The sequence below is a fragment of the Corynebacterium sp. J010B-136 genome (genome assembly GCF_002967075.1).
Classification (GTDB): Bacteria; Actinomycetota; Actinomycetes; order Mycobacteriales; family Mycobacteriaceae; genus Corynebacterium.
Genome location: NZ_PUGE01000002.1, coordinates 423,617 through 449,663 on the forward strand (window position 1 = coordinate 423,617; position 26,047 = coordinate 449,663).

General features: G+C 51.8%; 26 protein-coding genes and 1 tRNA gene. 16 read left to right on the forward strand and 11 right to left on the reverse strand.

The window, feature by feature from the left end:
• Positions 1-5: 5 nt before the first annotated feature.
• The 3 genes from C5Y44_RS05270 (at position 6) to C5Y44_RS05280 (ending at position 5,091) form a co-directional block, all read left to right on the forward strand.
• On the forward strand, positions 6-989 hold the full coding sequence (locus C5Y44_RS05270; RefSeq protein WP_105323972.1) for a DUF1837 domain-containing protein: 984 nt from the start codon (positions 6-8) through the stop codon (positions 987-989).
• Entirely contained in the window at positions 986-3,646 is a 2,661-nt protein-coding gene (locus C5Y44_RS05275; RefSeq protein WP_146108473.1) for a DEAD/DEAH box helicase, read from the forward strand. Before C5Y44_RS05270 ends, C5Y44_RS05275 begins: the two co-directional genes overlap by 4 nt.
• 536 nt (positions 3,647-4,182) lie before the next feature.
• Positions 4,183-5,091 (forward strand): GIY-YIG nuclease family protein, encoded by a 909-nt coding sequence (locus C5Y44_RS05280; protein ID WP_233189839.1) that lies wholly within the window; start codon positions 4,183-4,185, stop codon positions 5,089-5,091.
• A 250-nt stretch (positions 5,092-5,341) separates the two neighbouring features.
• Here C5Y44_RS05280 and C5Y44_RS05285 read toward each other — a convergent pair whose 3' ends face one another.
• The 4 genes from C5Y44_RS05285 to C5Y44_RS05300 all read right to left on the reverse strand — a co-directional run bounded on the left by C5Y44_RS05285 (position 5,342) and on the right by C5Y44_RS05300 (position 9,130).
• Positions 5,342-6,121, reverse strand: coding sequence for a hypothetical protein (locus tag C5Y44_RS05285; protein ID WP_105323975.1), 780 nt, complete (start codon positions 6,119-6,121; stop codon positions 5,342-5,344).
• A gap of 217 nt (positions 6,122-6,338) precedes the next feature.
• The gene (locus C5Y44_RS05290; protein ID WP_105323976.1) at positions 6,339-6,923 is read right to left on the reverse strand and encodes a VanZ family protein; all 585 of its coding nucleotides are present in this window, start codon (positions 6,921-6,923) and stop codon (positions 6,339-6,341) included.
• 75 nt (positions 6,924-6,998) lie between these two features.
• Entirely contained in the window at positions 6,999-8,591 is a 1,593-nt protein-coding gene (locus C5Y44_RS05295; RefSeq protein ID WP_105323977.1) for a hypothetical protein, read from the reverse strand.
• A complete protein-coding gene (locus C5Y44_RS05300) occupies positions 8,582-9,130 on the reverse strand; it encodes a helicase C-terminal domain-containing protein (protein WP_105323978.1) in 549 nt (182 codons plus the stop codon). Before C5Y44_RS05300 ends, C5Y44_RS05295 begins: the two co-directional genes overlap by 10 nt.
• 776 nt (positions 9,131-9,906) lie before the next feature.
• Between C5Y44_RS05300 and C5Y44_RS05305 the strand changes: the two genes are divergently transcribed.
• Complete coding sequence (locus C5Y44_RS05305) at positions 9,907-10,494, forward strand: cutinase family protein (protein WP_233189841.1); 588 nt, start codon at positions 9,907-9,909, stop codon at positions 10,492-10,494.
• A 34-nt stretch (positions 10,495-10,528) separates the two neighbouring features.
• Here C5Y44_RS05305 and C5Y44_RS05310 read toward each other — a convergent pair whose 3' ends face one another.
• Positions 10,529-11,743 (reverse strand): alpha/beta hydrolase family protein, encoded by a 1,215-nt coding sequence (locus C5Y44_RS05310; RefSeq protein WP_105323980.1) that lies wholly within the window; start codon positions 11,741-11,743, stop codon positions 10,529-10,531.
• Positions 11,744-11,904: 161 nt separating this feature from the next.
• On the opposite strand from C5Y44_RS05310, the gene C5Y44_RS05315 reads away from it, so the two are divergent.
• The 6 genes from C5Y44_RS05315 (at position 11,905) to C5Y44_RS05340 (ending at position 16,719) form a co-directional block, all read left to right on the forward strand.
• Entirely contained in the window at positions 11,905-12,525 is a 621-nt protein-coding gene (locus tag C5Y44_RS05315; protein WP_105323981.1) for a class I SAM-dependent methyltransferase, read from the forward strand.
• A 78-nt stretch (positions 12,526-12,603) separates the two neighbouring features.
• On the forward strand, positions 12,604-13,806 hold the full coding sequence (locus C5Y44_RS05320; protein ID WP_105324086.1) for a benzoate/H(+) symporter BenE family transporter: 1,203 nt from the start codon (positions 12,604-12,606) through the stop codon (positions 13,804-13,806).
• Positions 13,807-13,870: 64 nt separating this feature from the next.
• On the forward strand, positions 13,871-14,650 hold the full coding sequence (locus tag C5Y44_RS05325; RefSeq protein ID WP_105323982.1) for a thioesterase family protein: 780 nt from the start codon (positions 13,871-13,873) through the stop codon (positions 14,648-14,650).
• A gap of 646 nt (positions 14,651-15,296) precedes the next feature.
• Positions 15,297-15,369, forward strand: a tRNA-Glu gene (locus tag C5Y44_RS05330).
• Positions 15,370-15,939: 570 nt separating this feature from the next.
• Complete coding sequence (locus tag C5Y44_RS05335) at positions 15,940-16,254, forward strand: hypothetical protein (protein ID WP_105323983.1); 315 nt, start codon at positions 15,940-15,942, stop codon at positions 16,252-16,254.
• 3 nt (positions 16,255-16,257) lie between these two features.
• On the forward strand, positions 16,258-16,719 hold the full coding sequence (locus tag C5Y44_RS05340) for a hypothetical protein (RefSeq protein WP_105323984.1): 462 nt from the start codon (positions 16,258-16,260) through the stop codon (positions 16,717-16,719).
• 10 nt (positions 16,720-16,729) lie between these two features.
• Here the strand turns inward: C5Y44_RS05340 and C5Y44_RS05345 are convergent, their stop codons facing one another.
• Together C5Y44_RS05345 and C5Y44_RS05350 are read right to left on the reverse strand one after the other, a co-directional pair.
• Complete coding sequence (locus C5Y44_RS05345; protein ID WP_105323985.1) at positions 16,730-17,182, reverse strand: GNAT family N-acetyltransferase; 453 nt, start codon at positions 17,180-17,182, stop codon at positions 16,730-16,732.
• Positions 17,183-17,267: 85 nt separating this feature from the next.
• Positions 17,268-17,852 (reverse strand): TetR/AcrR family transcriptional regulator, encoded by a 585-nt coding sequence (locus tag C5Y44_RS05350; protein ID WP_146108474.1) that lies wholly within the window; start codon positions 17,850-17,852, stop codon positions 17,268-17,270.
• A gap of 678 nt (positions 17,853-18,530) precedes the next feature.
• Here C5Y44_RS05350 and C5Y44_RS05355 point away from each other — a divergent pair.
• Positions 18,531-18,839, forward strand: coding sequence for an META domain-containing protein (locus C5Y44_RS05355; protein WP_105323987.1), 309 nt, complete (start codon positions 18,531-18,533; stop codon positions 18,837-18,839).
• A gap of 16 nt (positions 18,840-18,855) precedes the next feature.
• Here C5Y44_RS05355 and C5Y44_RS05360 read toward each other — a convergent pair whose 3' ends face one another.
• Positions 18,856-19,749 carry a cation diffusion facilitator family transporter gene (locus C5Y44_RS05360; RefSeq protein ID WP_105323988.1) on the reverse strand — a complete coding sequence of 298 codons (894 nt, stop codon included), beginning with the start codon at positions 19,747-19,749 and terminating at the stop codon, positions 18,856-18,858.
• A 246-nt stretch (positions 19,750-19,995) separates the two neighbouring features.
• On the opposite strand from C5Y44_RS05360, the gene C5Y44_RS05365 reads away from it, so the two are divergent.
• Both C5Y44_RS05365 and C5Y44_RS05370 read left to right on the forward strand, forming a co-directional pair.
• A complete protein-coding gene (locus C5Y44_RS05365; protein ID WP_105323989.1) occupies positions 19,996-20,379 on the forward strand; it encodes a cupin in 384 nt (127 codons plus the stop codon).
• A 26-nt stretch (positions 20,380-20,405) separates the two neighbouring features.
• Entirely contained in the window at positions 20,406-21,569 is a 1,164-nt protein-coding gene (locus C5Y44_RS05370; RefSeq protein ID WP_105323990.1) for a winged helix DNA-binding domain-containing protein, read from the forward strand.
• Between the two features lie 6 nt (positions 21,570-21,575).
• Here C5Y44_RS05370 and C5Y44_RS05375 read toward each other — a convergent pair whose 3' ends face one another.
• Positions 21,576-22,049: a hypothetical protein gene (locus C5Y44_RS05375; protein WP_105323991.1), complete on the reverse strand. Its 474-nt coding sequence runs from the start codon at positions 22,047-22,049 to the stop codon at positions 21,576-21,578.
• A gap of 100 nt (positions 22,050-22,149) precedes the next feature.
• Entirely contained in the window at positions 22,150-22,785 is a 636-nt protein-coding gene (locus C5Y44_RS05380; RefSeq protein WP_105323992.1) for a hypothetical protein, read from the reverse strand.
• Between the two features lie 134 nt (positions 22,786-22,919).
• On the opposite strand from C5Y44_RS05380, the gene C5Y44_RS05385 reads away from it, so the two are divergent.
• Both C5Y44_RS05385 and C5Y44_RS05390 read left to right on the forward strand, forming a co-directional pair.
• Positions 22,920-23,498, forward strand: coding sequence for an HD domain-containing protein (locus C5Y44_RS05385; protein ID WP_105323993.1), 579 nt, complete (start codon positions 22,920-22,922; stop codon positions 23,496-23,498).
• Positions 23,499-23,730: 232 nt separating this feature from the next.
• On the forward strand, positions 23,731-25,191 hold the full coding sequence (locus C5Y44_RS05390) for a GntP family permease (RefSeq protein WP_105323994.1): 1,461 nt from the start codon (positions 23,731-23,733) through the stop codon (positions 25,189-25,191).
• A 62-nt stretch (positions 25,192-25,253) separates the two neighbouring features.
• On the opposite strand, the gene C5Y44_RS05395 is transcribed toward C5Y44_RS05390, so the two are convergent.
• On the reverse strand, positions 25,254-25,718 hold the full coding sequence (locus tag C5Y44_RS05395) for an ABC transporter ATP-binding protein (RefSeq protein WP_146108475.1): 465 nt from the start codon (positions 25,716-25,718) through the stop codon (positions 25,254-25,256).
• Positions 25,719-25,816: 98 nt separating this feature from the next.
• Between C5Y44_RS05395 and C5Y44_RS05400 the strand changes: the two genes are divergently transcribed.
• Positions 25,817-26,038: a cyclic nucleotide-binding domain-containing protein gene (locus C5Y44_RS05400; RefSeq protein WP_146108476.1), complete on the forward strand. Its 222-nt coding sequence runs from the start codon at positions 25,817-25,819 to the stop codon at positions 26,036-26,038.
• Positions 26,039-26,047 lie beyond the last annotated feature (9 nt).

Genomic DNA, 26,047 nt, shown 5'->3' on the forward strand with positions numbered 1-26,047 from the left:
AAGAGATGAGAAACCAAATGAGGGGCGATGCCATCTTGAATGTTATAGGTCCAACATTAAAACAGAACACTAGGTTTTCCGACCTCTTTTATGATTCGGTCGATATCGATATCAACCCTAGAACTGAATGCAAACTATCCGTTTTACGGATAGAAAGTGGCGAATTTATCCTAGGCGAAATGTTCGACTATCTGTCGAAGGCTAGCATTGGCTACGTCCTATCAAGAAGAGAATACGAAAGGTATCTTGCTGATTTGGCCACCGATCCGAATAACGCCATGGCCTGGGCGGAGGATATTAAAGCAAAGTTTCAAGAGCCGAACGCTACAAATGGCGAAGGCGGCGAAATGATCCTGTATGCACTACTTGAAGAGGTTGTCGGCGCTCCAAAGATTCTAAGTAAAATGGAAATCAAAACCAATAACAAAATGCCAGTATTTGGCGCGGATGGATTACACCTCCTCAGAGTGAGAGATGATGAATACCAACTAGTGTTTGGCGAGTCAAAAATGCATGGAGATCTTGGTGGTGCAATTTCGAAAGCCTTTGAATCAATGAGTAGTGTGAAGGATACTTCATTTAGAGACGATACGTCACTGGTATCCAGTCAACTAATGAAAGAGGCTGTTAATGATGAACAGCTCAAAGCGCTAGAAGCTATTCTTATTCCAGAACCGGGTGCGACTCAGCGTATTAAACTCGTCAATTCTTTTGGTGTTCTAGTAACCTTTGATCTTGACGTCGACGACTTCGATCTTTCTCTACATGACGACGACCAGATCGAGACCGAATTTAGAATCCGGGCGCAAAATGCGGTACAGGCAAAAACCAATAATATTCAGAAGCAGATTCGGAAGTATCAGCTTGGTGCAACAAATTTCCATATATTTGCTATTCCCTTCTTGAAAAGAACAGTTGGAGCAGAGGCGCACGGTGTCGACAAGGTGCGTAAAGATCTTCAGCAACGACTTCGGTGGGGGAAGGGATGATGTCGAAAGATACTGAAACTGTCGCTACGAGACTTGGTAGAATCATTCTTGCAAGGCCCGACTACGTTGACTTGGTTCAACGAACAGAAGCCATCGTTGCAGAGTATTTTCTTACCCATAAAATCACTGATGAGCCTTTGCATCGCCTCATTGCGCCTGGTCTACGGTTCGCGGATATCCTCTCGCATTCAGACAAGGCCGAGCATCGTGAACGTGCATACGCCTTAATCGCAATGTTTCAAGAACTTAAAGAACAGCAACAACTAGATGCTGAATCAATCCAACGGCTAGAAGCATTTTCCATTGCTGTGTTCTCGGTTCTGGGAAATTTTCCAGGACTCCGCAAGCTAGAGGAGTCTGATGAGAGCGACGGTTACCAAGTTCCAGCTGAGCGGCTATTTGCTCGAGGCTTCAAAGAATTTCACCAAAGAACTTCTGACAGGTCGAGCGTACTAACGGATGCTCAATACGAAATTGCAACCACTATGGAGAGTGTGGATTTCTACAGTTTCTCTGGGCCAACGTCTCTTGGAAAATCATTTGTAATCAAGAATTTCTTGAAAGCAGAGGTACAAAAACCACAGCTCGCAGATGCTTGTGTGATCTTCTTGGTCCCCACAAATGCGCTTGTCGCCCAAACGGCGAACGACTTGAGAAAACTACTGGAGGGCCTTCCTACGGTAAACGTAGCCATATATCCAGATCAGCCAGAGATAATGAAAAGGCTTTTTGCGACCACCGTATTTGTGTTTACTCCAGAACGGCTGATTCGCTTCCTCAATGCGCCGAATCGCTCCATCAAGCTACTTATTGTTGACGAGGCCCATAAAATCGTAGCGGAGAATGACTCGCGCAGCCCCCTCTTCTACTATGCAATCGATGAAACCGTTCGAAGCTTTGCGACTAAACTAATCTTCTCTTCGCCGAGCTTGAGCAACCCAGAGCTCTTTCTTGAGCTGTTCGGAAAATCTACTGGCGGAAGCATGGTTGTGCGAGAGCGGACAGTCACCCAGCAAAGATTCTATGTAGATTTCATTGATAGAGAGGCGTCGTATTTCTCGTCGGACTTAGAATCTGAACGGATACTCGTTGAGTCAGTAGAACAAATGTCTTGGGCTCCTGAAGAGGCAGTAAAGTTTTGGGCGAATGGGGCTAAGTCACTCGTTTACGCAAATACTCCCTCTAAAGTGGTCAGTCATGCCCTCTCATTCGCTGGGGAAGAGAATGTAGAAATCTCTCAACAGGTTCATCGACTTATTGAACGGATTGGTAGAGAGATTCATCCACAATACTATCTCATTGATGTACTTAAGCGAGGTGTTGCCTTTCATCATGGGAAAATGCCGGTTGCGATCCGAGAGGACATTGAAAGCGTATTTAAGAGTGAAGCATCTGGGATCGACTTTCTATTCTGCACGTCGACGCTCCTTGAAGGAGTGAACCTTCCTGCAAAGAACATATTTATCCTCACTGATAAATATGGGGGAGGTCGTAGTTCTTTCGGAAAGCTAGATTTCGAGAACTTGGCAGGCCGTGCAGGTAGGCTAACTGAAGACTTTCAAGGCAATGTCATTTGTATCAGGGCAGATGACGAGACATGGAAGGATCCCGACCTGCAGATTCCGATAACATCCCCGACCGAGGTAACGAGCTTTATGGTACCTCCCCCGAAGTCGAAGGGAAGAAAGAATTATACCGATATCGCTAAAGTCCTTCAGGGGAGATCGGTCAGTGGGACCAGGAGCGATCAGCAATCCGCCGAGAAATATGCAACGATTTTACTGGCTCAAACTGAAAAGAGTCATGCCTCGCTTCTTTCTCAGAACTTCAATGAAAAGGTGAAAGATGGGTCTAAACTTCTCAAAGAGGTCAACGATTCACTTGAAGTGAGTGTAGATACTGTACGACGTTCTCCTGAAATTGAACCTCTAACTCAGGACCGCGTATATCGACTTTTAAAGAATTCTGCGGATCCGTACGTTATAAGTTCTGTTGAGGAAATATCTTTTGACAGCATCTTAGGGATGCTTGACACTCTGAATAGAGTTTACGACTGGAAAGACAAAGAGTCTTCAGGTAGTCGCGACCTATTTCGGAAGAATGCAGATGACGCAGAACGTGTCAGGCGGCTTAGGTACTGGGCAACCTTAACTCATCAGTGGATAAAAGGTCTTCCGGTAAGCGCATTGATTTCTAGGTCAATTGCTTACGCAGAGAAGTCAGGCGTAATTTATGGCGCGGGAGGTGGGAATCCCTACCAAAGATCTGTTTTTGATCCGAACTCTAAAGTTCATATCAATCACATTATTGACGAAACCCTCAGCAATCTTGAGTATGGTGTAGGATTTCGAATTCCTATATATTTGAAGAGTTACTACGACATTTGTGTCAGTCTTTTGGGCGAGGAGAATGCAGGACTTGATCTTTCTGTCTTGATTGAGTTTGGCACCACTAGCCCGGTAGGAATAGAGCTTCAGCAAATCGGATACACGAGAGACTCTGCATCTGAACTTTGGAGGAAAGGACCTCAACACCTTCAGCTGTCTGTAGAGGGAAAAATTGCGCATCTAAATGTGGAGGCGATCACTCTCGATCAGAATCTAAGTGACGAACTCCGAGAGGAGACGATTCACTTACTGGGGCCAAGGGCGTCTTAGGACTGGTCTCTTCCGGATTGATAGCGATTCTGTCGAACTATAGTGACCGGGTCCGGAGCCTCTCCCTCGCCTGTTCCAGCGCGCGACTCGATCGACCAACTGCTAAAGTCCCATCTGGGGCCTGTGCGACCCGTCTCGTCGTGTAAATAGCGCCCGCTTTGCTCGCTTTACGACGGAGCTGTCTCCAAAGTGGAGCAATTTCCCCTCGGACACCGCCTGGATTTTCGACTGAGATCTTTATCTCATTAACCCTGGTACATTGGCCCCTTTGAAGGGTTCATCTGCACTTGACAGCACCTCGTATATGTTGCGGGATGATTGGCGTACAAATTGAGAACGCAGTCTGGTTATTGACCGGCTGCGTTCTTTGCAATTTTACCAGAGCGGCCCATCTAAAGTTTGTAGTATAGGGGGAGCTCTCTCTTCTTCGGTTTAGTCCGAGCTTATGAAACGCATCAGTGTGAAAGTGATAATCTCCTTTTATGAATGGCAAGCAGGTCCGGCTATTTCTAGTTGACGGGACCGTAGGAAGTCTAATGACCGCGGAGATCCTGAATTGGACGGGGCACATGCTTCGAGCTCGACGTAAGGATCTGGGACGACTTAAAACTCGTGATGAGGCCAAACGCACGGGAGTTTATGTTCTCTTCGGTTCGGATGACGATGGTGAGCCAGCAGCCTATATCGGCGAAGGAGACAATGTTGTCAAGCGGCTAGAAAACCACAACTCGACAAAGGATTTCTGGGAAGATGTTGTCATCATTACTTCCAAAGATATGAACCTGACTAAAGCCCATGTTCGCTATCTAGAGTCTGAACTTATTACACTCGCTCAGAACATCGGCCGAGTAAATCTTTATAACGGCAACGTGCCATCTGGAGGTGCGGCACTTCCAGAGGCTGATGAGTCCGATATGAAATATTTCATTGGGCAGATTCGAATTCTTATGCCAGTATTAGGATTTGATATTTTTCGAGGCCGTTCTGCACAGAATTCTTCTGTAGCGAGTTCTCCCGACTCAGGTACCAGTGACTCCCCGAAGCACGAGACGTTGGGTTCCGAAGCGGTGTCTGAGTCATCAGATAGCCCAATTTTCGTTATGAACACTCGTGAAGGTGCTAAAGCTCAAGCTCAGATCATCGACGGCGAGTTTACGATGCTAGCAGGATCTATTATTCCCGACGCGATGAAAGAAAATCCGGAAATGGCGGAGTCAACGAGAAAGTCTTTCGTTATTCGAAAAGCGCAACATGCCAAACTCCTCGAAGTAACGGAACAGAGTCCTATATCTGGCATGGTGACGCTGATAAAGGATGTTGCCTTCACTTCTCTTTCGGCTGCCGGAGCTATCGTATACGGTCGAGCTAGTGCCAACGGTCGCTTGACTTGGAAAACGGAGCAAGGGAATAGGTCGTTAGGGCAGTGGGAAAAAGATCAAGCATAACTCTTTGTCTGGTGATCGGTGCCTCAAATATGTTTTCTCTCCGGACTCAAGGATGACATTGAAAGTCAATTACCTGTATCTACTTGTAGGAAGAAAACTAACACGCATGAGCTATGAACGGGATCTGCTACAGGTAGTAGGCAGCTGATTTTGATCTCGAATCTTCCCGAAGTTTGAGCAGCACTTAGTTGAGGGGCTTCTCCAGTTTAATTGAGCCAATGAATAGTGGCGGGTTGGACCTTGCCCCGTATTAACCCTCTCGGGCCAATTTCCATGAGTCACCGACCCGGTGGTACATCGGGAAATGAAGACTGTTTACCAACCGGAATCGGTCTTCCGGGTTCTTAGGCACGCGTACGCTCTTTCGCTGGCCTTCAATAAGAAAATCTACATCTAGCCACCAGCGAAATGCCTTGGCTTGAGTTATGTAGTCTGCAGGGCGCGCATCCAAATTGATTCTCAGTGGATCGTTCCTACTTACGGTGGCGGCGAACTCTTGGATGGGAGAACTACCTAAATCCAAGGCTTGAGCTTTCGGCGCCCACGCCGAAAGCTCAATGTCGAACCGACGTGATTCCAGAGATGCGCCGCCCACTGGTTGGATGATACTGATTCCGGGTCCGGGGTCGTACTCCTCGCAGTGCACGCGTACGGAATCAAATACAACTTCAACGTTCGCTTTTGCACGGACGTCGAGTCTCACGGTAGAAAAACCTGAAGGCGAGGCATTCAGCTCGCTTATCGCCCAATGATACAAATCAAGCGCCGTACCGCTAGGCGGATTCAAATCCTCTGGATCCTCCAAGCCAGGGATAAAAGCTCCGAAAGCTATCCATGGCGGAGTGTTTGCCCAAATAATCCGAACATCGTCCTCAATGTCGATTGTGACTGGCCACGTGCGGGATTGGCTCGCCCACAAACGGTTAGAGCTCTGCGTCACGGTGCCTTGCAAAGGCGCGAACAGGGGTCGAACGATACTTGCTATTGAATCAACAATGCCCATACCGGTCAGCTTAGTCGAGAACCTCATTAGAATCTTTGGTGACGAACCATGATGAGACAGGCATTGAATTATGAATGACGAGGCAACCCAACGTGAGTTTCGCGATGCCCAATGGTTTCCCAGTGTCTATTTCAATAACTCGTGCTCACAGCCAGTCGTTATCGTGTATTGGTTCTGCGTCTTGGGTGATAGACCGATATCTGCGCGAAGACGGAGATAGTCGTCGATGTCAGGTGCGTTTTGTTCAAGTAAATAACGGGGATCCATGCTTAAAAGTGTAATTAGCCGCATTGACCTCGGCTACGCGATCTGGATCGCCGAGGCGTGGACCGAGCACAACCAAAACGGCAAATACCACTACGACTACGGCAGTCAGTGACACCCATATCCACTGAGCGCATAGGCCAGCCCATGCTGCGATGCACGCTCCAGCTGCGGCACCTAGCGTATTAAAAAGAAAGTCATCAATGTCGCTAAAGCCGAGCTGGAAAACGAACTGAGAGACCTCAATGAGCAACGAGAATCCCGCACCGAAAAGAGTGGTCAACCCAATTCGGCGGCAAAGCAAATAGACCAGCACCCCGAAAGGCACAAAGAAAGCGAAGTTTCCACCGTAGCCAAACACTTTTGTAAATAAGCTGGCTGACTCCCACAAGTCATTGAGCGGCACCAATGACAGACCACGCACGCGTTGATTTTCCGGCACCCACAGTAAACCAACGACGAAGAACGCCTTGAGCATGGTCAGGGAGATTATGATTGCGCAGTATCCGGCCAAGGCCAAGATGACCGGCGTGTGGGAATTCGACCGAGTGAAAAGGGAAGCCATAGCGTTATCTTAGATTAGCTCCTGAATGGTGGATTCCTGCGCAACTTTGATGTCGAATATATTCGCCGATGATTCCTAAGCATCTTGCACTTTGTGGACTAGTGCCTTGATGCCGAAAACTACGGTAACTACTGCTGCGGCCATGGAACCAAGCAGCGAAATACCACCGATTGCAGCGGGTAGTCCAGCATTCCCAGCCACGATGATGACTACAAAAAGAACTGCAGCGACAATTACTGATTGCTTGGTGCGCTTCAGTGCTTTTTCAAACTTCGGACGTTTAGCTACGGCACCGGTTGAAGAAGCAAAGGAAGACATCGGTGCTGCCGGCATAACGGTCTGAGAAGGAACCGGAGTCTGCGCCGGAGCCGATGAGGCTACGTACTCCTCGTAGCTCACCCAATTCGTATCCGGAACTGGTTGTTCTGGGACTGCAGCTGCTACTGGGCTTACCGCAGGTGCTGGCGTCTCGAGCGGTGCTGGCTCCACCGCCTCTACAGGTAGCTCATCTTCTTGTTCCTCGGATACCGCATCGCGTGCATCGGCAAAATCGAGCTCGGCTAGTTTTTGTTTCGCCCAAACATCGAAGTCTTCTTGGCGGATGAGCGGCTTACTGTGCATCCTGGCCATCTTCATCTTGCCGTCCGTTCCATCTGGGGCATCAGTGACTAATACATCGCAGCGGGTTTTGGTAACCGCCTGCTTGTATTCGATTCCGAGCATGGAACACAAGCCTTGTAGTGGTTCACCCTGGGGGAGAAGTACACTGTCGACATAGGTGGAGCCGCGGAAAGACACTCTTGTGCCCGGGGTTAAGTACTCATCGGGCGTGACCCAGGTGTACTCGAAAGTATCTTCTGGTGCTTCCGGTTCAGGGGCTGGGAGAGTAGAAGTTTCTGGTGCGGGCGGCAGCGTAGCGGTCGCACCTATTACAGGGGTGGGCTCAGCTGCGGTCGATGCATCCGTGGCAGGCCCATTGTTGTACCAGTCTTCGAAGTCATCTTGGCTGATAATTGGTTTGCCAAACGCGCGCGCATTTTGTGCCTTGCGGCTTTGCGATGCCGGGTCGTGCGCAACCAGGACATCACAGCGAGTCTTGGACACACCGGTCTTATATTCGAGGTCTTTCGCTGCACAGAGTTCACGCAATCGGTCGTCATCGGCAGGACCGCCTAAAAGATTGTTACGGCCGGTAAATGCAATACGAGTGCCAGGAACAAGCAAGGACGGGATATCTAGTTTGAGGGATTCTACATCCGGCAAAGTTAGGTTACTTACCCCAGCCTGCGCCGAGCGAGCACGCACGTCATCTGCTTCAGATTCAGTCCAGTAACCACGCGATACTGCCCATGCTGATAACAAATCGGCGGTTTCAATAACTTCATCGGTCACCAAGTTATTAGTTGGCCCGCCAGAATATGCCGCCCATGCGTGATCAGAATCGGTCGCGTGGGCGGGATCCAGCAACATCGGGCTTTGTGGGGCCCAGGACGGTATGAAAACAGCACCTTCAGTATGTTGCGGAGCAGGAGGCACAACCTGGCCATGGCCAATGTTTAAAGGATCTTCACGGTGGGCTGCAGCCATAGCGTGACAACGTTCAATGACATCAGAACCAGACAGCGGAATGCTAAATTCTGAAAAGTCATAGCCATTGCCTAGTGCCAACCCATGCCTTTTTCTTGGTAGCGGATGGCTCGCTCAAACATGGGCAGGTTGTCTCCAACGACGATGCTGCCTTCTGCTTGACGGAGCAACAACGGCCAGAAATCCGACATAGTAGGTGCCATGGCAAGCCCACCGGCTGGAATACTGTGGCGTTCTCCAAAAGTGCCCAGGTCTGACATGGGATTAATCCACGTGCCAAAATCTGCGACCTTCTGCGTGCCTTCCATAACCACAGCATGGATACGGGCTACGTGGTCACTAATGCCGAAGTTGAATCCGTCGATGGATAAGAACGTAATGCGATTGGTTGTCGCTACTGGGCCGACGTCACGGCGGATGCGGCGGACCAAGGGGTTATTAGCACGAATATGACGCGGTTCCACAGGTCTGCTAAATCGTAGGTTGTCCAAGCTTACGCCACGCGAGAGCGCGACATAAAACTGCCCGTCAGTTGCAGTGCCACCAGCGAGATTAAAAAAGAGCTTAGGGATGGTCTTGCCCTGGGATTTATGAATTGTAATCGCCCACGCCAAAATCACGGGGAATTGGTTAACACTTCCGATAACTTCTGAGCCAATCCCGGCATCGGTGACAGTAGGGCGTTTAATTTCCCAGACATGGTGGGAAAGCTCAACTACTTCGCCATTGTGATCAAGTTGAACTGTAATGGTGTCGGGCCTGACCCCTGGAAAGTGGACACAGGGGTCAGGCCCTCCTTGTTGGGAGTGGATAAGTAATCGGCAGCTGATCAATTAGCTTCATAGAGGGACCTCGAAGTACCAGCGTGAAAGTGAAGTAAGTAATAGCCAGGCATTGAAGAGATGCAACAATTTTGACTGACTCGTAGGCATCTACCTCGAAGAACAGGCAGATTGAACTTGCAATTCGATCGCTTCCGGCAAGGGAGGAAACACTCGTGGTTTTATCGGTTCCGTGGACCGTTGCGACACGGGATGGAACTCTGTCTTAAGGTCTTTGCTCACCTCGGATCGAGAATATTAGCTGAAACGTTGCTGGGAATTTTTTGCTGACGTAGCTTTAATCTATGAGAAAAGTTTGCCGGGGGAGTGTATTTGGCTTCATATCTTGCTTTGTTCTTGCTGGGCTAACCCCAGCGGTAGGACACGCAGCGGTGCAAGAACAAACCTGTCCGGACACCGTTGTTCTCGCTGCGCGGGGATCCGACCAAAATGAGGATTACGGCGAATACTTCGGGCCGCAGAGCTATTCTGAGCATTCTGAACCGTCAAACGGATATGAGGGACCCAATTTTACTGCTTTGTTTCACCAGGTAGAGCAGCGTCATCCAGGAACTATGGATAACGTTTACGTGCTTGCCTTGGATGATCAGGCGTATCCAGCCAATATGGATCTGCCACCGCTAGCTGAAGAAGGCGAAAATCTTGGTCCAATTGAAATGGTTCAACGCGCGGTCGGCATTGTTCAGCAGTATCCGATTCACGAGATGCTGTATTCGGTAACTTTTGGCTTCATCGACAGTCTTCGCACCGGGATGAGTAATGCTCCGAAAGTAGTGGAAGAATATGAAGCCACAACTGGCTGCAGTCCGCGCTATGTAGTCGCCGGTTATTCCCAGGGTGCTTTGGTGACTATGAGCGTTGAGAAGTACCTGGCGGATACTGGTCGCCTCCAAGGCGCAGTGACTATCGGTAACCCATTGCATAAGTATCAGTGGGCAATGGAGCGAGCTGTACTTCCAGAAGGAAAGCGGGTGGACTACTGCCTGAGCGGAGACGTCGTCTGCGACTTCTCTTTGGAAGCAGCTAGCGATGCTCTCTCTACAAAGGCAGAGCGCCACGCTTCTTATTTCCTCAATGAGCCAACGGCGCAGGATATTGAGGCAATCGACGCAGTTGCAGGTTTGCTCGATAGCGCCGATTAGCGCGATCAAAGACGTGGCTTAATCCCCTATGACGTTATAGAACTGCCGACTTAATGCCATCCCATGCTGGCTGTAGCTGCGGGCCAAACATAATCCAGCTGTGTGCACCCTCGTCCAAGTAATCCGTGGTGTGCGCGATACCGGACTTTGTCAGAGAGTCAGAAAGGTTTTCCGTGCACTGGCGTGATCCGGCTTCTAGCAAGGAACCTGCAATCTGGTCAGTGACACCCCTGTCTGCGTAGAATTCGCGCTCTTCATCAGTAATTACACCGGTTGCAGCGGACAAGTAAATCTGCGTTCCGCGCAGGCCTTCAGGGTTGAGAACCACGTCATTGCGTTCCCAGGACTCTGGAGTGGACCACATGTTGTTGGGGTCGCCGCCCTGGTTGCCGACGGTGAGTTTGACGGTGCCGGAACCGATGGAATCGGTAGTTGAGTAGCAGCCGGAGATACCAGCAACGCCGTCAAAGAAACCAGGGTTGTTGTTGGCCATCATGACGGCACCGGAGGCACCCATCGATAGGCCGATGAGCCCACGCTTGCCGTTATGAGAGATTTCTTCCTCAAGGATAGGAGCAAGCTCTTCGGTTACGAAGGTATCCCACTTGTACCGACCGAGCTTTGGATCATCGTTGTCCCAGTCCTGCCACATGGAACCAGCAGCTTGCGTAGGGATAGCGATGGTGGCATCGGTGCCTGCGAAGACATCCTGCGCATAGCCTTCTCTAAACCAGTTGGAGTTCTGCGTAGCGCCAATGCCTTCTAACATGTAGACCACTGGCCCGCCATTACCAACGAGAACCTGGACCTCTACATTGCGGCCCATAGATGGGGATGCAATAACCCAGTTCTCGATACCTGGCACCTTGGCAGCCCCGCGGGAGACAAGGCTTGCCGTGGTGATGGACTCATCGACAGGAAATGGGTAGATATCTTGTTCTGACTTCCACAGGTCAGTGAGGATGGTGGAGTTATCACCAAGCAGGCCCAGAATTCCGAAAGTCGTATCAATCGCTGCAAGGGAGGAGCCGTAGTTGCGGCTAAATTCCTGATGAGTTTCTGGCAACGAGGAACCTGTAGAAGACAGGTTGCCAGAAGAAAGACCTTGGGTCAGGCCACTGGAAAGCTCGCCATTGGAGGAACCCAGGGAAGACATCCAACCGGTGGAATTCGCACTAGATTGTGCATGAGCAGCAGGTGCCAGGGTAAGCGCGAGTGCTGCCGCGGCCAGCGCGGGAAGAAGACGCATGAAAGTACCTTTCGTAAGAGGGAATCGATAATAAATATATCCTCACCTTTGGGTTTTCTAACAATTAACTGTGGGTTATCTGTGGCACAGTTTTTGTCAGGGTTGGCGGGGAGCATCGAAAAGCAGCGAAGCTCAACGCCTAATCTTGGTAAACTGCGGGAATGATTGATCATCGCCATCACTTTGACGACCAAGCCGCTGAGTGGGATAAAGACCCGAAGAAGATTGAGCGTGCGCGCCGTACAGCCCAACTGATTGTGGATACGGTTCAACCTCAGGGAAGCGAGCGCGTCTTTGAGTTTGGTGCGGGCACGGGGCTGGTGTCGCAATTTCTAGCACCGCACGTAGGTGCGCTGACTTTGGCTGATAATTCTCACGGGATGCGGGAGGTAATCGCCAACAAGATTGAGGCGGGCATTCTGGAAGGTGGTGGGCTTTCAGATTCTGACTTGGTTGAAGGACAACTTCCCGATGAGAAATACGACCTTGTCGTGGCATCACTGGTGCTGCACCATGTGGCCAATGTCCCAGCCTTATTGGCGTCATTTGCCGGCATTCTTGCACCTGGGGGAGTAGCGTGCATTATCGAACTCGATGACGCGGGCGGGAAGTTCCATGCCCATATCGATCATTATGACGGCCACGATGGTTTCAAGCGCGATGAGTTCGAGCAATCATTGCGTGAAGCCGGCTTCGCGGATGTTCAATTCCATGATGCTGGAAAGATTGAACGCGAGGACGGGGAGTATTCACTTTTCCTCGCAAACGCTTTTACCAGCTAGAATGGATAAGATGTATCTGGGTTAGTACTAACTAAGGAAGGGATTCGCTTGCCTAAGCCAGGGGCTTCACAGGGTGTTTTGTCTGTCATAGCAGGTATTACGACCGGCTTGGTGGGCTTTTTAGGTTCATTTGTCATCGTCATTGCCATGATGCAAAATCTCGGTGCAACGGATGGGCAGATTTCCAGTGGGCTCCTCGCGGTGTGTTTCGCCATTGGCCTTACTACCTACTTTTTGGCCTATACCACCAAGGCTCCCATCACCATCGCCTGGTCGACTCCTGGTGCAGCACTTATTGCTGGTGCCTTTGCTGCTGGCGAAGGCGATAGCGAGTTATTCTCCCACGCCATGGGCGCGTTCATGCTCACTGGCGTTTTGTTGATTGCCACCGGTCTTATCCGTCCACTGGCTGATTTAGTCTCCAAGATTCCTGGCGAAATCGCGCAGGCGATGCTCGCTGGCTTCTTGCTTTCTTACTGTACGAAGCCCTTCTTAAACCTCGCAGCGGAACCCTTGCTTGCCGGTCCCATCGTTGGCGTGTGGCTAATTGCTCTGTGGAAGGCGCCGCGGTGGGCGATTCCCGCAGCTTTCGTTGCCTCGTGTTTGGTCATTGCGTTTACTTTCAATGCAGCAGACCTTGAAGGCGTCAATATCTTCCCGCACTTGGAATTCGTGATGCCATCGATAAGCATTGCGGCGGTGGTTAACATCTCCCTTCCTCTGTACCTAGTCACGATGGCCTCGCAGAACCTACCGGGGCTCGCAATCTTGAAGGCCTATGACTACAAACTGCCGTGGAAGCGCGCGATGGTCTCCACTGGTTTCATGAGTTCTGTTGCTGCGCTGTTTGGTGGCTTGACCATTAACCTGGCGGCTATCTCCGCAGCGCTATCTGCTGGCTCTGAATCTGGCGTAAAGCGCCTGCGTCGCTGGCGCAGCGCAATGTGGAGCGGAAACACCTATCTCATCATTGGCCTGCTGTGTAGCTTCATCGCCGTAATTATCTCCGCAGCACCGGTTGAGGTGTTTAGTACCTTGGCTGGTCTTGCCTTGATAGGCACCTTTTCCGGCTCTGTGGCTGGCGCGTGGAAGAACCCTGCGGAGCATTCCCGGTTGCCTGCTGCGATCACTTTTGTCATCGCTGCGTCTGGTCTGACTATCTTCGGCATCGGTGCTGCAGTTTGGTCGATTGCCGGTGGTCTTATCGTGCGCGGCATCTTATTGGCTCGCAAGCAATCTCAGGAAGACAAAATCGCCCAAGAGCACGCTGATCACCAGTAATCTGGATTGGTCTGCAAAAGTTGCGAGCAGCCAGCCGGGGGCTGGTGATTAAAGGAGAATCTTCATGGCCTATTTCATCCGTCAAGGCGCTAATACCTTTCTAGCAACACCGGAAACTGGTGGTGCGTGGAATACAGAAGAACAGCACATTGCGCCGATGATTGGTCTCTTAACGCACTTAACGGAGCTTGACCATAAACAGCGCGATGCTGATGCTGCGCTTGTTCCAGGGCGCATGTCCGTAGAGATTCTCGGGGTACTAGGCTACGAGCCTTTCGATGTCGAAGTAGAAGTTGTGCGTCCTGGCCGGACCATCGAACTTGTTGAAGCCGTGTGTATCCAAAACGGGCGACCTGCTGTACGTATGCGGACCTGGTTTATGGCGCAGACCGACACCTCCGCCATTGCGGGAACTGCCTTCTCGTCGATTCCTGGTCCTACGGAAGAAGAATCCCTGCCTGGCGTCGGCACCACCTGGGGCGGCGGGTTCGTGGAATCCATCAAGGGATACCGCAAACCAGGGGAGCTGGGCCGCGGGTTTGCGTGGTGGCAAACCGATACCGAACTTATCGAATCCGAACCAGTGTCTAACCTGGCCACCTTTATGGGGTTAATGGACATGACCAATGGCATCGTCGTGCGCAAAGACCCCAGCGAAGTCATTTACCCAAATCTTGATCTCACCGCGCATCTCTTCCGGATTCCTGAAGGCAAGTGGCTGGGCGCAGATATCAGCGTCAGCTTCGGCGCCAATGGCATCGGCGAGACCCATTCCGTCATCCACGATGAGCACGGACCGGTTGGAACCTGCTCGCAGATCCTCACCGTGCGCCCACGTACGTAGTCGACGCATATAACTTTCAACTGGCAATACTATGCACAACGCTGTAAACTCGCCAGCGTTTGTGCAGAACAACGATAGTTTTCGGGGGAAATCTACGAACTGGTCTTGTCCTACCCCTTACCGGTTGCGCGCCAACCCAGGTGAGACCAGGGTCACTATTATGACCAGGGTTAAGACCACAACGATTTTTAGCAAACCTCTTCCACCGAAAAATACCGCGGGTTAAGCTTCAGATATAAGAAGTTACCGACAGCAAAGGAGATTAGATGAAAGAAAATACGCATCATATTTCTCGACGCAACTACGGTGAGCATCCTTAAAAACAGAAGCGGCATAGCCATAATCCAGAACTTCTAGCCACCAACAATTGTCGAAGTAGAGGAGCTACTAAGGATGCACAACGCGAATAGCGTCATCCCGAATCATCCTCAACAAGCACAGTTCTAACCGGTCAATCATTATCCACAGATAAGCAGCGGAATAACCACTGAATCGATCCGCACCTCGACCGCAAGAGTAGTACACCGCAAGTTGAGCCACATGATTCGGGATTTTCAATGAATAAACGCATATAAACTACCGATAGCCAGGCAATTTGTCTTAAAAGCTATCGGTAGTTTACTCTTATCAAGTCCGAAAGGTACAGGCCCCGTTCGTCTAGCGGCCTAGGACGCCGCCCTCTCACGGCGGTAACACGGGTTCAAATCCCGTACGGGGTACAAATTAGAGGCAGTCAGTATTTCTACTGGCTGCCTCTTCGCATGTCTTGTCGGTCGTGGCTTAGCTGGGGAGACCACACGGTTTCGGCCCGCGAATTTTCTAAATATCCTGGCGCAGGGGCGTGTAGTGCGAACATAATCTCCGGACTGTGCGCATGAACGGCGAAACGAATTTAGAAGCGGTCTGTCGGCAACTGTAGTCTTCCATGCTTACTGTTGCGATTTGCAGATTCTTATAGGTGATATCTGGATCCGCGAGTGAAGTGTTCAATTTGATTCAGGTTTCGCTAGAAATCTGCAGTGTCTCTACCTGCAGCTATGGCAACTTTGGCCGTTATTTGAACAATAAGTTGTTAAGTCGCGCGCGTTTACCAATTCTCTGTTACAACAGGCGTTGTAGATGGCCTGCCCCATTCGAGCTTCCCCCGAGGCTTGGACAGTGTGTGCGGGCCATCTACCCCGTTTGGGGAAAGACCTTTGTTGGGTCAGGGGAAATAAATCCAGTGTACGAGCGTATATGTGTTCGATCTATTGCGTCCTATGTCCAATGCCTAGGTTAACGTCAGGCTCATGACAACTGAAAAAGAAACTCAGGCACCACAGGTGCAAGAATCAGATAGTGATTCTGAAAAGAAGTTCCGTCTCGTTGATGCGCAGTGGTTGCGAGCGCAGCGTTCCGCAGTCAATGGGGAAGCCGAACTTAAAGCGTTCCAGGACAAACTCACTGACGCCGCGACGTCGTTTCAGAACAGTCAAGGCCATGGTGTTGGCGTCGCTATCGGCATGACTCTGGGAGCCATTGTTCTTGGCATCCTAGGCGTATCACTTGGCATTTTCATCATGGTTTTGGCTGGTGACTGGATTTCTTCGATGGCGGAGGGCTAAACAATGGGTAAGGGTGGATCAGGCTGCGCTGCGGTCGTCGTTATTGTCTTTGTTATCGCTGTGGTGGTGTGGGCAGCAGCGATTGCATTTTGGCTCTTTGGTGGATTAGTTGTCCTCGGCTCTGTGCTGATGGCTATCTTCGGCATAGTCCATGCATGGGCCGAAGTAGCGCGCAAAAAGGAAAGTGCTCGAACCGCAGAAGTCGTCGAACTAATGGCCCTGGATTGCGCTCAGGACCTTCGACGCTTGCAATACCATTGGGCTGAAGCGGTTACGACCAAGGGCATTGGTACGCAATTGGAAGAGAAATTGCGTCTAAACCCAGCCCTGGCAGACAACCGAAGCCGTCAAATTGAAGCGATGATTGTGCTGGTTGAACAAGCACCGGCAACCGAGCAGCGCCTCGAAGCGATTTCCCAAGCGGAAAGCTTCCGTCACGAGATACAAACGCAGATGGCGCAATAAAGCCCGGGTTCTAGGCGTTGTTTAAGAGCTCCATGGTGATGTGAGGGATGCCGTCCTCGTAGAAAACATCGCTAACCGGAGTAAAGCCAAACGATCCGTACCAGCCTTGCAGCGGTGCTTGGGCATCCAAGACCATTTTCAGGTCGGGGTCGATTTGTGCGCAGCGTTCTAGTGCATAGGCGAAGAGTTCGCGTGCGACACCTGTGCCGCGATGCTTAGCTGCGACGACGACTCGCCCAATTCGGAGAGCATCGGCATCGCGCAAGATACGGATGGTGCCAGCAACTTCATCGTCGACAGTAACCCACAGCTGCTCGCTGTCTGGCTCTAAGTCGCGACCGTCAAGTTCTGGATAGGGGCAATTTTGCTCGACAACGAATACGTCGGTGCGGATCTGCAGAATCTTGTACAAGATGCGTGGATCCATGGTGGAGATATTTGCGTTGAAGAATTTGTGCGTCATGGCTTACTCCCTAAGGGTTTGGTGATGATTGCGAAATTGGTAACGGCAGTTGTTTTGAGATGGTCGCTTGAGTTAATAACGGTGTCTAGGCATCGGTAAGCGAATCTATCTCCTGGTTGAGAAGCAAACGCTGGGTATCCGCGCTGTACATTTCCGGATCCAGCGAGGACAGTGTGGCAAGCCCCTCTGTCAGGGCGATGAGCTTTACCGCGCAAGCTTGTGCCTCGGACTCTGAGACTGACGGCTTGAACTCTGTAACAAGACGGGTGATGCGCTGGAGCCAGTTGCGGTTGCCGGAAATATGGAGCTGACGAATCTCGCTGTCCGGTAGGGCAGCAGCTGCAAACCCCATCCAGACACGCGCTTCCTGCTGCCTTTCGGTATCCAAGGTAAGTGAGCCGGAAAGCACCTCGTACAAGGTGTCACGTGGGTTCAGGCCAAGCTTTTCGGCTTTATCGGCGCGCGCACCAGTGCGCATGTAAAGCATTTCCCGGGCATGGGTGAGCATTGCGGTTCGGGTCTTGAATTGGTGCATAAGAAGCCCAGTGGTGCACTCAGCTCGCTCAGCCACACGCCGAACTGTCGTCGCTTCAATTCCATCATTGGCAACTGTTTCCCATACTGCTTGGGAAAGACGCAGATTGGTGGCTTCGGTCGTGTCCTCAGACAAAGAATTTCCTCTCGTAACGACTGTTACGGAAAGGTTAGAATCATTTGAGGAGGCTGTCAACGCGGGCCCTATTTTGCTTCGATAGCCTCCGGTGTTAGAAGGTGGAGAGAGTCTTTATATGTCGAGCATGCTCGGAATATGAGCCAGAGCTAGAAGCTAGGGCCTATTAACTGGTTTCGACCAGGGGGTGGCAATGAGTATTTGGGACGATATGGCTGACGCCAGCGGTGAGGCTGAGAATCTTAAGGTGCGCGCTGAGTGTATGCGCGCTATCGGCAACGAGATCTCCAAAAGGGGATGGAATCAGGCTTGACACATTCGCAAATATCGGTGCCAAAATCGGTGTCCGTGCTGAGGTTGTAGTGGAGCCCTTAGGGTGGGGTAGCGGCCAACTTTGAGTTCTTTTTCAAGGTTTTTAGGGTACGGCGACAAAATATATTCAGTTTATCTACCTGCTGGTTTGGTGGTTTTTGAAGAGTTTTAAAAACATTGTTTTGTAAATGTGTTGCGTACGTGAGAGAGCGTGCTATAGTTGTCTTCAGTAGGCGGCCTGCCCCATTCAAGTATCCCCCCCGAGACTTGGACAGTGTGTGCGGGTCGTCTACCCATTTTCAGAGGAAGCCTCTTCGCGACGGTGAAGAGGCTTCCTCGCTTTCTTCTTCCAACTAGTGTGAAGTCATGAACAGTAATGACTTTTACATAGGCACATGGGGAAGCAGTGAACCTGGCCAGCCGCACCTGGTGTTCGCTGAAGGTGGAGCGGTCTCAGGAAGCGATGGCTGCAACCGGCTCATGGGCCAGTGGACCGTGGAAGACGGTGTAATCACTTTCAGTCAGATGGCATCGACGATGATGTACTGCGAGAGTGTGGATACCTGGCTGCGTGGGGCAGTGACTGCGTATGTGCAAGAAGATGTTCTGCATATACGCGATGGTGAGGGGGCGGAGATAGGGACGTTGTCAAAGGATTGTGCTGCCGGTGGCTAAGTCGGTTTAGCCGCCTTTAAGCGGTGGCGAGTGTGCGTGGCTCGGTGTGGATCATTGATTGGGAATTGGGGAGGGCGTTATCGATGGCGGCTTCGAGGGCATCGGCAAGCTCATGCGCGTATTCAACAGTCCACTCACCGGGCACGGTCATGATCATGTAAACGAAACGCTGGCGGCCAGAAGCCACGGTCTTCAGGTCTTCAATGGTCACGCCGTGTTCTGCTTCAAAGTCGGTAATGGCGGCTTTGACAACGTCGACGTCTTCGGGTGGGAGAGCCTCGCTGATGAGGTTGCTGAGTGACTGTTGTAGGAGTTTGTAGCCGGTCCACAAGATGTTGACACCAACCAGTAGGGCGATAACAGGGTCGAGCCAGAACCAGCCGGTAAACGCAACCGCGGCGATGCCGGCGACGACACCGACGGTGGTCCAAACATCGGTAAGCAAATGGTGCCCATCGGCGTTAAGCGCTGCCGAGCGGTACTGCTTGCCTGCTTTGAGCAAAGCCAAGCCGACGCCGAGGTTAATCAGCGTTGCGGCGATGGAGAGAAACAGGCCGATACCGACTTGCTCCAAAGGGGCGGGATCTAGCAGGCGGCCGATGGCGGTGTAGATAATCATCGCAGCGGCGACGAAAATCATGGCGCCTTCTACCAGTGCTGAGACGTACTCGGATTTGCCGTGACCGAAATTGTGGTTGGCATCGGCAGGCTTAGCGGCGATGCGGGTAGCGATTAATGCCACGATGGCGGCAACCAGATTGACGACTGATTCCAGCGCATCGGAAAAGAAGCCGACGGAGCCGGTGAGATAAGCCGCGGCGGATTTGAGCGCGATAGTTAAGATAGCAGCAGCGATGGATAAGAGCAGGAAGCGTTCGATGATCTTCTGCTCTTTTGCATGACTTGTCATAGCGAGACCTTATGCAAAACGGGTGCCGGGAGAGTTCCTGCCCGACACGAGGAATACGGGCAGAAGGTCTCGTTCGCTAACCAGTGGTGAGCTGGTGGCCGGGCTCAACGCCAGTATGTCGACCACTCATCGCCATAAAAATTATGGGTGTGAACTACTCCCCTTCGAATAGGGAAGTTTACACGGTGGGCACGTGAAATCAAGAGTTAAGTCTCTAGCTCACAGAAGCGACGTAGGGTGGTGAATATGAATGACTCCACACATAAGCAATTTCCACAACTAGTCGGTGACGTCGCTGAAGTGCTCTCTGCTCCTGCGGATGCATCAGGCTCTATCTGGAAACTAGAACCGCACACGCGCGGGCTTGATTGCAATGTGATTGCTATTCCAGAAGGGGAGGAAATTGCCAAGCACGAAGGCCCCGACCTAGACGTGGTCATCGTCGTGCTGGATGGCTCTGGTGTGTTGGAGACTGAAGAAGAGACCATTGCCTTGGAAAATGGTTCTATGGTCTGGTTGCCTAAGCTTTCTGTCCGCCGCTTTGTGGCAGGGGAGAATGGCTTGCGCTATTTCAGCGTGCATACGCGTAAACGCGGGCTGCAGATTGGTCGTCCACCAGCCCACGACTAGAGCAAGCGTTCGGTAGAATTCGCGACATGGTTAATAAACCGCTTGCTCGCGCCCGACTCATCACCCAAGGTGTTGCTGCACCCCTAGAAAGCAATGTGCCTGCGGGGACTCCCGAGCACGCGCAAGAGATCGCCTCTTACTTTGCTGCCACCCAAGGCCAAGATTTTCCAGGGGCAATCTCTTCCTTGGCTTATCGCATGGGGACGCCTGATGCCGTGGACACGGTACGTGAAGCCTTTAACCAAGGACTTATCGTGCGCGGATATCCCATGCGTGGCACGGTCTTTGTCACCTCCTCGGTGGACCTGGCGTGGATAACCCAACTCTGTGGCGCACAACGGCTCAAAGCCATGGAGAAAAACCGTCCGCGCTTAGGCTTAGACAACTCCCATGTTGACCAAGCCGCGCAGATTATTCTCGAGGTAGCAGGCAAACATGGCGCTACTCGTGCTGAGCTCTTCGAAGCTTTTGAACAAGCAGGTATACCCATGGCACCTGGCAACGGCTATCACCTTGTGCGCTCCATGTTGCACGCTGGCACCGTGGTATACGGACCAATTGCTGAAGAATCCAACCGCGTCGAAAACCTCGTGATGCTCGCCAAAGACTGGCTACCATCAGGTACAGACTTGGAAGGCGTATTCAACGGGGATGAACATGCCGCGATTACGGAGCTGCTCCGCCGGTATCTCAAGAGCCACGGTCCTGCGACTCTGCGTGACTTCGCCTGGTGGTCCAAATTGCCCTTGGGCAAGATTCGTAAAGCCTTCGCTGACATTCACACCGACTACATCTCCTGGGATGCAGCTACTAGCGCGCCGGGCAGGTCTACGGCTAAAGCGGTACCCGGTGAGGCACTTTGGGTGCGTGAAGATGCGCTGGGCAAAATTTCTGAACACGAAAAGGAGGCGAATAAGCTTCGGCTTCTAGCCGCCTTTGATGAAATTATTTTGGGCTACCAAGACCGCATGTACATTGTTCCGGAGCAACACCATGCCGCGCTGGTGCCGGGAAATAATGGCGTCTTCCGGCAAGCCGTAGTGGCATCCGGCGAAGTGGTGGGCTTTTGGAAGCGCCAGGGACCTGCCTCAAAGCGCAAGATTGAAGTCGAAGAATTCAAGGCGTTGAGCGCGACCCGCATCAAGCAGGTGCAGGCGCGGTTTAACGCTTATCCGTTCGCTAATGCCTAGTGCGGGCTAGAACATGTAGACCGCGGCACCCACGCCACCGGTGCAGGTGATCAAGTTATCTTGGCCGGTGACACAGTCCATGTCATAGTCTTGACCAGTAACCGGACTGTGCGCATGCACGGTGGTGGGAGTAAGGCCACGCGCGTTATCTTCCGGCGTGGAGCCTTGGATTAGGCTTGCAAAGACTTCACCGGCGAACTCACAACTGGTGTTGGGGCCAACTGCTAGGCCGTGGACTCCATAGCCATTGCCCATCATGCACAAGGTGGCGGCGCGGTCACCAAGCTTGAATGAGTCACCGCGGTTGACTTCGCCGTCTTTGAGTTGGTCATAAATCTGGCCATACAGTGCTTTGGTCGCAGCGGGATCACTTGTGCTCGGCGTAGATTCTGCCGCGCCGGCAATCGCCGGGGTGCTAAGTCCGGCGACAATGATGCCGGCGAACAAAATCTTGGCGGGTGTTCCAATGCGCGTGTTCATACCTTTTAAGGCTAGGCCATCACACTGGAAACTCGGGTGCATTTAGGTAACGGCGCGGCGTCGGTTTGGCAAAGCTTCAAGCACTAGCTTTACTGCGAAATTAGTACATAAAGACCACGGCATTATCGCCACCGGTGCACGTGATGAGATTGCGCGCATCGGTTGAACAATTCATCATATAGCTCTGGTTGGTTACCGGGCTTGAAACTTCCACAGACTGCGGCATGATGTCGCGGATATTTTGCCCAGTGGGGTTCAAGTCCTGGCTGGTGGCCTCCAGTAGGTTCGATGCGAAATCGCAGCTGGTATTGGCACCGGCTGTCACCACGTTGAGACCAAAACCGTCACCATGGATGCATAGTTCGGTGGGCTGGCCATCGATGGTAAATGTGTCACCAATCTGGCCATTATTGCGCATTTCTTCGGCCATCAGTGCTTGGAAGTCTTCTGGGCTCTGTTCCGATGGGTCTGGCTGCTCAGGTTCTTCAGACGGTGTATCGCCGTCTTCTTCAGCCGGGGTGCTGTCGCCAGCCGAAGCTGAGTCCTCGGCAGCCTCTGATTCGCCCCCGGAATTGTCGGAGTTGCTTTCGGAAGCTGATGGGGCGGCAGTGGTTTCATCAGCTGTGACTTCTTGCGTCACGGTAGATGTTGCTGGGGCTTCATCTTCGGCAGGAGCGCCACAGGCGCCCAAAGCTAGTGCGGTGGATGCGGCAAATAGTGCAAGTGTGCGCTTCATGATGAGGTCCTTCCTCTTGCTCTTTTCAAAGCGTTGTGGGGTGTCTCTTCTGGTTCATATTTCGCCGACGCCTTTCGTGGACACCTATTGTAATACGCCTCACAATAGATTTCTGGCGGGTAGACTCAATTGTTATGAGCGATCGACTTCTTCGTGCCATCAATGCAGCTGCTTGGGCGCACGACGGTCAGCTGCGCAAAGGTACTGATATTCCATATATTTCCCACGTCTTTGCAGTCATGCACCTGGTAGGTCAACAACCGGGAGTAGATGAAGATACGCAGATTGCAGCGCTTTTCCATGACGTATTAGAAGACGCTCCCGAGCGGTACTCTGCCGTCACCATGGAAGAAGAATTCGGAGCAGACGTTGTCACAACTGTGCAGTGGGTGACCAAAGACAAAGCACTGGAATCTTGGCGCGAGCGGGCAGAAGCCTATCTAGAAAAGCTCGATGATGCCCCACGGGAAGCACTGGTTATTGCCGCCTGCGACAAGGTACATAACCTGACATCCATTCTTGGTGATTATCAAGAGGTGGGCGAGCAGTTGTGGTCGCGGTTTAACTCCGGGAAAGAGTCGCAACGATGGTGGTACTGGGCAGTCTATGAAACTTTGCAGCGTAGGTTGCGGGCTCTGGGTTCCGCAGATTTACCGATTCTCGATGACTACCGTGCGCTGCTGGTGGAGTTTGACACCATTGGGGATGCCTAGGCATTTAAATTCAAAGCCACAATTCCAGGAGGGGATTGTGACCTTACCCTCTTCTTAATGCATTAAGAAGGTCGCCAGCAAGTATTGACGATCGGGAGTTGTGGATCACTTCGGCGGTATGATTTTCGCTCACCTCACATGGTGCTTAGAATTCTTCTCGATAGGAAACTAGGTGCCATATTTTGTGGGCCTTCCTAAAAGACAACGTGGGGAATTGAAAGGAAGGCTTCCTGTGGTTGCTTTGCACACGTTGATCACCATCGTGGTGGTCGTGTTGCTAATTATCCGTTTTAAAGTCGATCCAGTTATCAGCTTGGTTTTAGGCTGCTTGTATTTAGGACTTGCCACCGGCGTTGGACTGGGCGGAACGATTGAAGCTATCACCGTCGGTTTCGGTGAAATCATGATCGAAGTCGGTCTGCTCATTGGCTTCGGCGTGCTCATCGGAGCGCTGATGCAGTCCACCGGGGCTTTTACAAGACTCGTCCGGCTGTTAGTGCGAACTGTTGGTGCGCACCGCTTGCCATATTCGATGGCGGCTTTGCTGTCGATGATCATGCCGTCGATTTACGTTGATGTGCAGGTAGTTTTGGCCGCACCTGTGGCGCGTTCTGCTGCACCCGCTTTGGGCAAGCGTGGCTTGCCGCTGATGGCCTCGGCCATTGGTACGGGTATTTTCTCCGGTTATGTCTTTGTGGTTCCAGGTCTTGCTGCCATCTCCATTACGGGACTGATGGGTATTCCGCTGGGTAACTGGTTGCTCTTTGGATTGGTTCTTGGTCCGGTAACTGCGTTGCTGACCACCTTTGTGATGAAGCTGATGTTGCGCACCAATTACTGGAAGGCAGAATCGGATGAAGAAGATTCGGTAGATTCAGAGTTCGCTGAGGTAGCTGTTGGCCAAGCACAGGCGGAAGAAGATGGTGAGACTTCTGTCGTAGCTGGTTCTGGTGGCGGTGCTGGTACAAATGGCACGGGGTCTGCAGATGTTGCCGGCGCTGATTCAACGCCAGAAGGCTCTAAGGCACACGAGCTGCCACTATTAGTTTTGTTCCTGCCTATTTTGGTTCCACTGTTGCTCATTGGTTTCGGCGCTTTTGCTGGGCTCTTCGGCTTTGCTAACCCGGTGATTGAATTCTTCGGCGATGCCAATATCGCGCTATTTATTGGTTTGCTCGGTGCATATGTCTTATCGCGTGCAGCCAACGGCAATGACACCACCGGTGATGCTATGCAGTCAGGCTTTAGCACCACGGGCGAGATCCTGCTGATTACCGGTGTTGGAGGCTCCCTGGGTGCGGTTATCGGCGCTTCTGGTTTGGATAAGGTTCTCGAAGACCTCTTTACCGCCAATGAGAGCATGCCGACTATCACCATTGTGTTGCTGGCATGGTTTGTGGCCGCTGTCTTGCACTTGGCTATCGGCTCGGTGTCTGTGGCTGCTATCGCCGCCGCAGGTATCATCGCGCCAATTCTCGGTGCGGTGGCGGTTAGCCCTATCGCGATGGGTCTAGCGATTGCTTCTGGAGCACTTTTTGCTCTGCAAGTAAACAGTAACTTCTTCTGGATGTTTAAGTCCTTGCTGGGACTGACCACCAAGGGCGCGCTAAAGACCATGACCATGGCTACTACATTGTCCTCGGTAATCTCACTGCCATTCGTGATGATTCTGGCTCTGGTTATCCCTGCTTAGAAAAGAAGAAAGCTGCTCACCGTACATAGTTATGGTGAGCAGCTTTTTGCATGTCTAGGGCACTATTTCGCATGCAGCGGAATGACCGCGGGGTAGGAGCGGTCACCTATTGCGACATTAGAAATCGCTATCTCGACGCCAAAGGTAGATTGCAAATTCTCTGCGGTAATGACCTTTTGCGTTGTTCCAAACTTCGGCGGTTGGTGTGGATGCAGCAACAGCGCCGAGGTGGAAATCCGCAAGGCATGGGCAGGGTAGTGGGTATTTATGATGATCGTCAGCTCGTGGTCTTTGGCCAGACTTTCCAAAAGATTGAGCACAATGAGCTGGTTGCGGAAATCGAGTCCGGTTTCTGGCTCATCGAGGACCAAGATCTGTGGCCTGCCGGCGAGTGCGCGGGCGATGAGCACCATCTGAAATTGCCCGCCACTCATCTGGCCACACAGCTTATGCGCTAGGTGGGAAATACCGATTTCAGCCATGACTTCTTCGGCAATCTCCCAGTCTTTAGGTCCTAGTCGAAACAATAAGCCAAGTCGCGCAGAGCGACCCGGCGTTGCTAGCGCCCGCGGGCTTTCAGCGCTTCAAGCCGGAAGAGATTGAGCGGGTCACTAGCTGTATTGGGGTGCAGGTTAAGACCTTCGCGCCGAAAGAGGTGATTGCGCATGCTGGGGAGCGAAGCACGAGTATTGGCGTAGTTATCGATGGAGCGGTGCTGGCGCGAAATATTGACTCCGATGGCGATACCTTGTTGCTGGATGTCAACGGCGGCGGCGAAGTCTTCGGTGCTGATATTTTATGGACGCCGGAAAATATCACGAACTATACAGTCCGTGCACTTGATTAATGCCAGGTG

Coding starts and splice junctions, on each gene's coding strand:
- C5Y44_RS05275 (WP_146108473.1), top strand. CDS start 986: ATGATGTCGAAAGATACTGAAACTGTCGCTACGAGACTTGGTAGAATC.
- C5Y44_RS05270 (WP_105323972.1), top strand. CDS start 6: ATGAGAAACCAAATGAGGGGCGATGCCATCTTGAATGTTATAGGTCCA.
- C5Y44_RS05365 (WP_105323989.1), top strand. CDS start 19,996: ATGAATGACTCCACACATAAGCAATTTCCACAACTAGTCGGTGACGTC.
- C5Y44_RS05280 (WP_233189839.1), top strand. CDS start 4,183: ATGACCGCGGAGATCCTGAATTGGACGGGGCACATGCTTCGAGCTCGA.
- C5Y44_RS05370 (WP_105323990.1), top strand. CDS start 20,406: ATGGTTAATAAACCGCTTGCTCGCGCCCGACTCATCACCCAAGGTGTT.
- C5Y44_RS05355 (WP_105323987.1), top strand. CDS start 18,531: ATGAACAGTAATGACTTTTACATAGGCACATGGGGAAGCAGTGAACCT.
- C5Y44_RS05305 (WP_233189841.1), top strand. CDS start 9,907: ATGGATAACGTTTACGTGCTTGCCTTGGATGATCAGGCGTATCCAGCC.
- C5Y44_RS05360 (WP_105323988.1), bottom strand. CDS start 19,749: ATGACAAGTCATGCAAAAGAGCAGAAGATCATCGAACGCTTCCTGCTC.
- C5Y44_RS05375 (WP_105323991.1), bottom strand. CDS start 22,049: ATGAACACGCGCATTGGAACACCCGCCAAGATTTTGTTCGCCGGCATC.
- C5Y44_RS05340 (WP_105323984.1), top strand. CDS start 16,258: ATGGGTAAGGGTGGATCAGGCTGCGCTGCGGTCGTCGTTATTGTCTTT.
- C5Y44_RS05385 (WP_105323993.1), top strand. CDS start 22,920: ATGAGCGATCGACTTCTTCGTGCCATCAATGCAGCTGCTTGGGCGCAC.
- C5Y44_RS05290 (WP_105323976.1), bottom strand. CDS start 6,923: ATGGCTTCCCTTTTCACTCGGTCGAATTCCCACACGCCGGTCATCTTG.
- C5Y44_RS05380 (WP_105323992.1), bottom strand. CDS start 22,785: ATGAAGCGCACACTTGCACTATTTGCCGCATCCACCGCACTAGCTTTG.
- C5Y44_RS05310 (WP_105323980.1), bottom strand. CDS start 11,743: ATGCGTCTTCTTCCCGCGCTGGCCGCGGCAGCACTCGCGCTTACCCTG.
- C5Y44_RS05335 (WP_105323983.1), top strand. CDS start 15,940: ATGACAACTGAAAAAGAAACTCAGGCACCACAGGTGCAAGAATCAGAT.
- C5Y44_RS05345 (WP_105323985.1), bottom strand. CDS start 17,182: ATGACGCACAAATTCTTCAACGCAAATATCTCCACCATGGATCCACGC.
- C5Y44_RS05315 (WP_105323981.1), top strand. CDS start 11,905: ATGATTGATCATCGCCATCACTTTGACGACCAAGCCGCTGAGTGGGAT.
- C5Y44_RS05325 (WP_105323982.1), top strand. CDS start 13,871: ATGGCCTATTTCATCCGTCAAGGCGCTAATACCTTTCTAGCAACACCG.
- C5Y44_RS05285 (WP_105323975.1), bottom strand. CDS start 6,121: ATGAGGTTCTCGACTAAGCTGACCGGTATGGGCATTGTTGATTCAATA.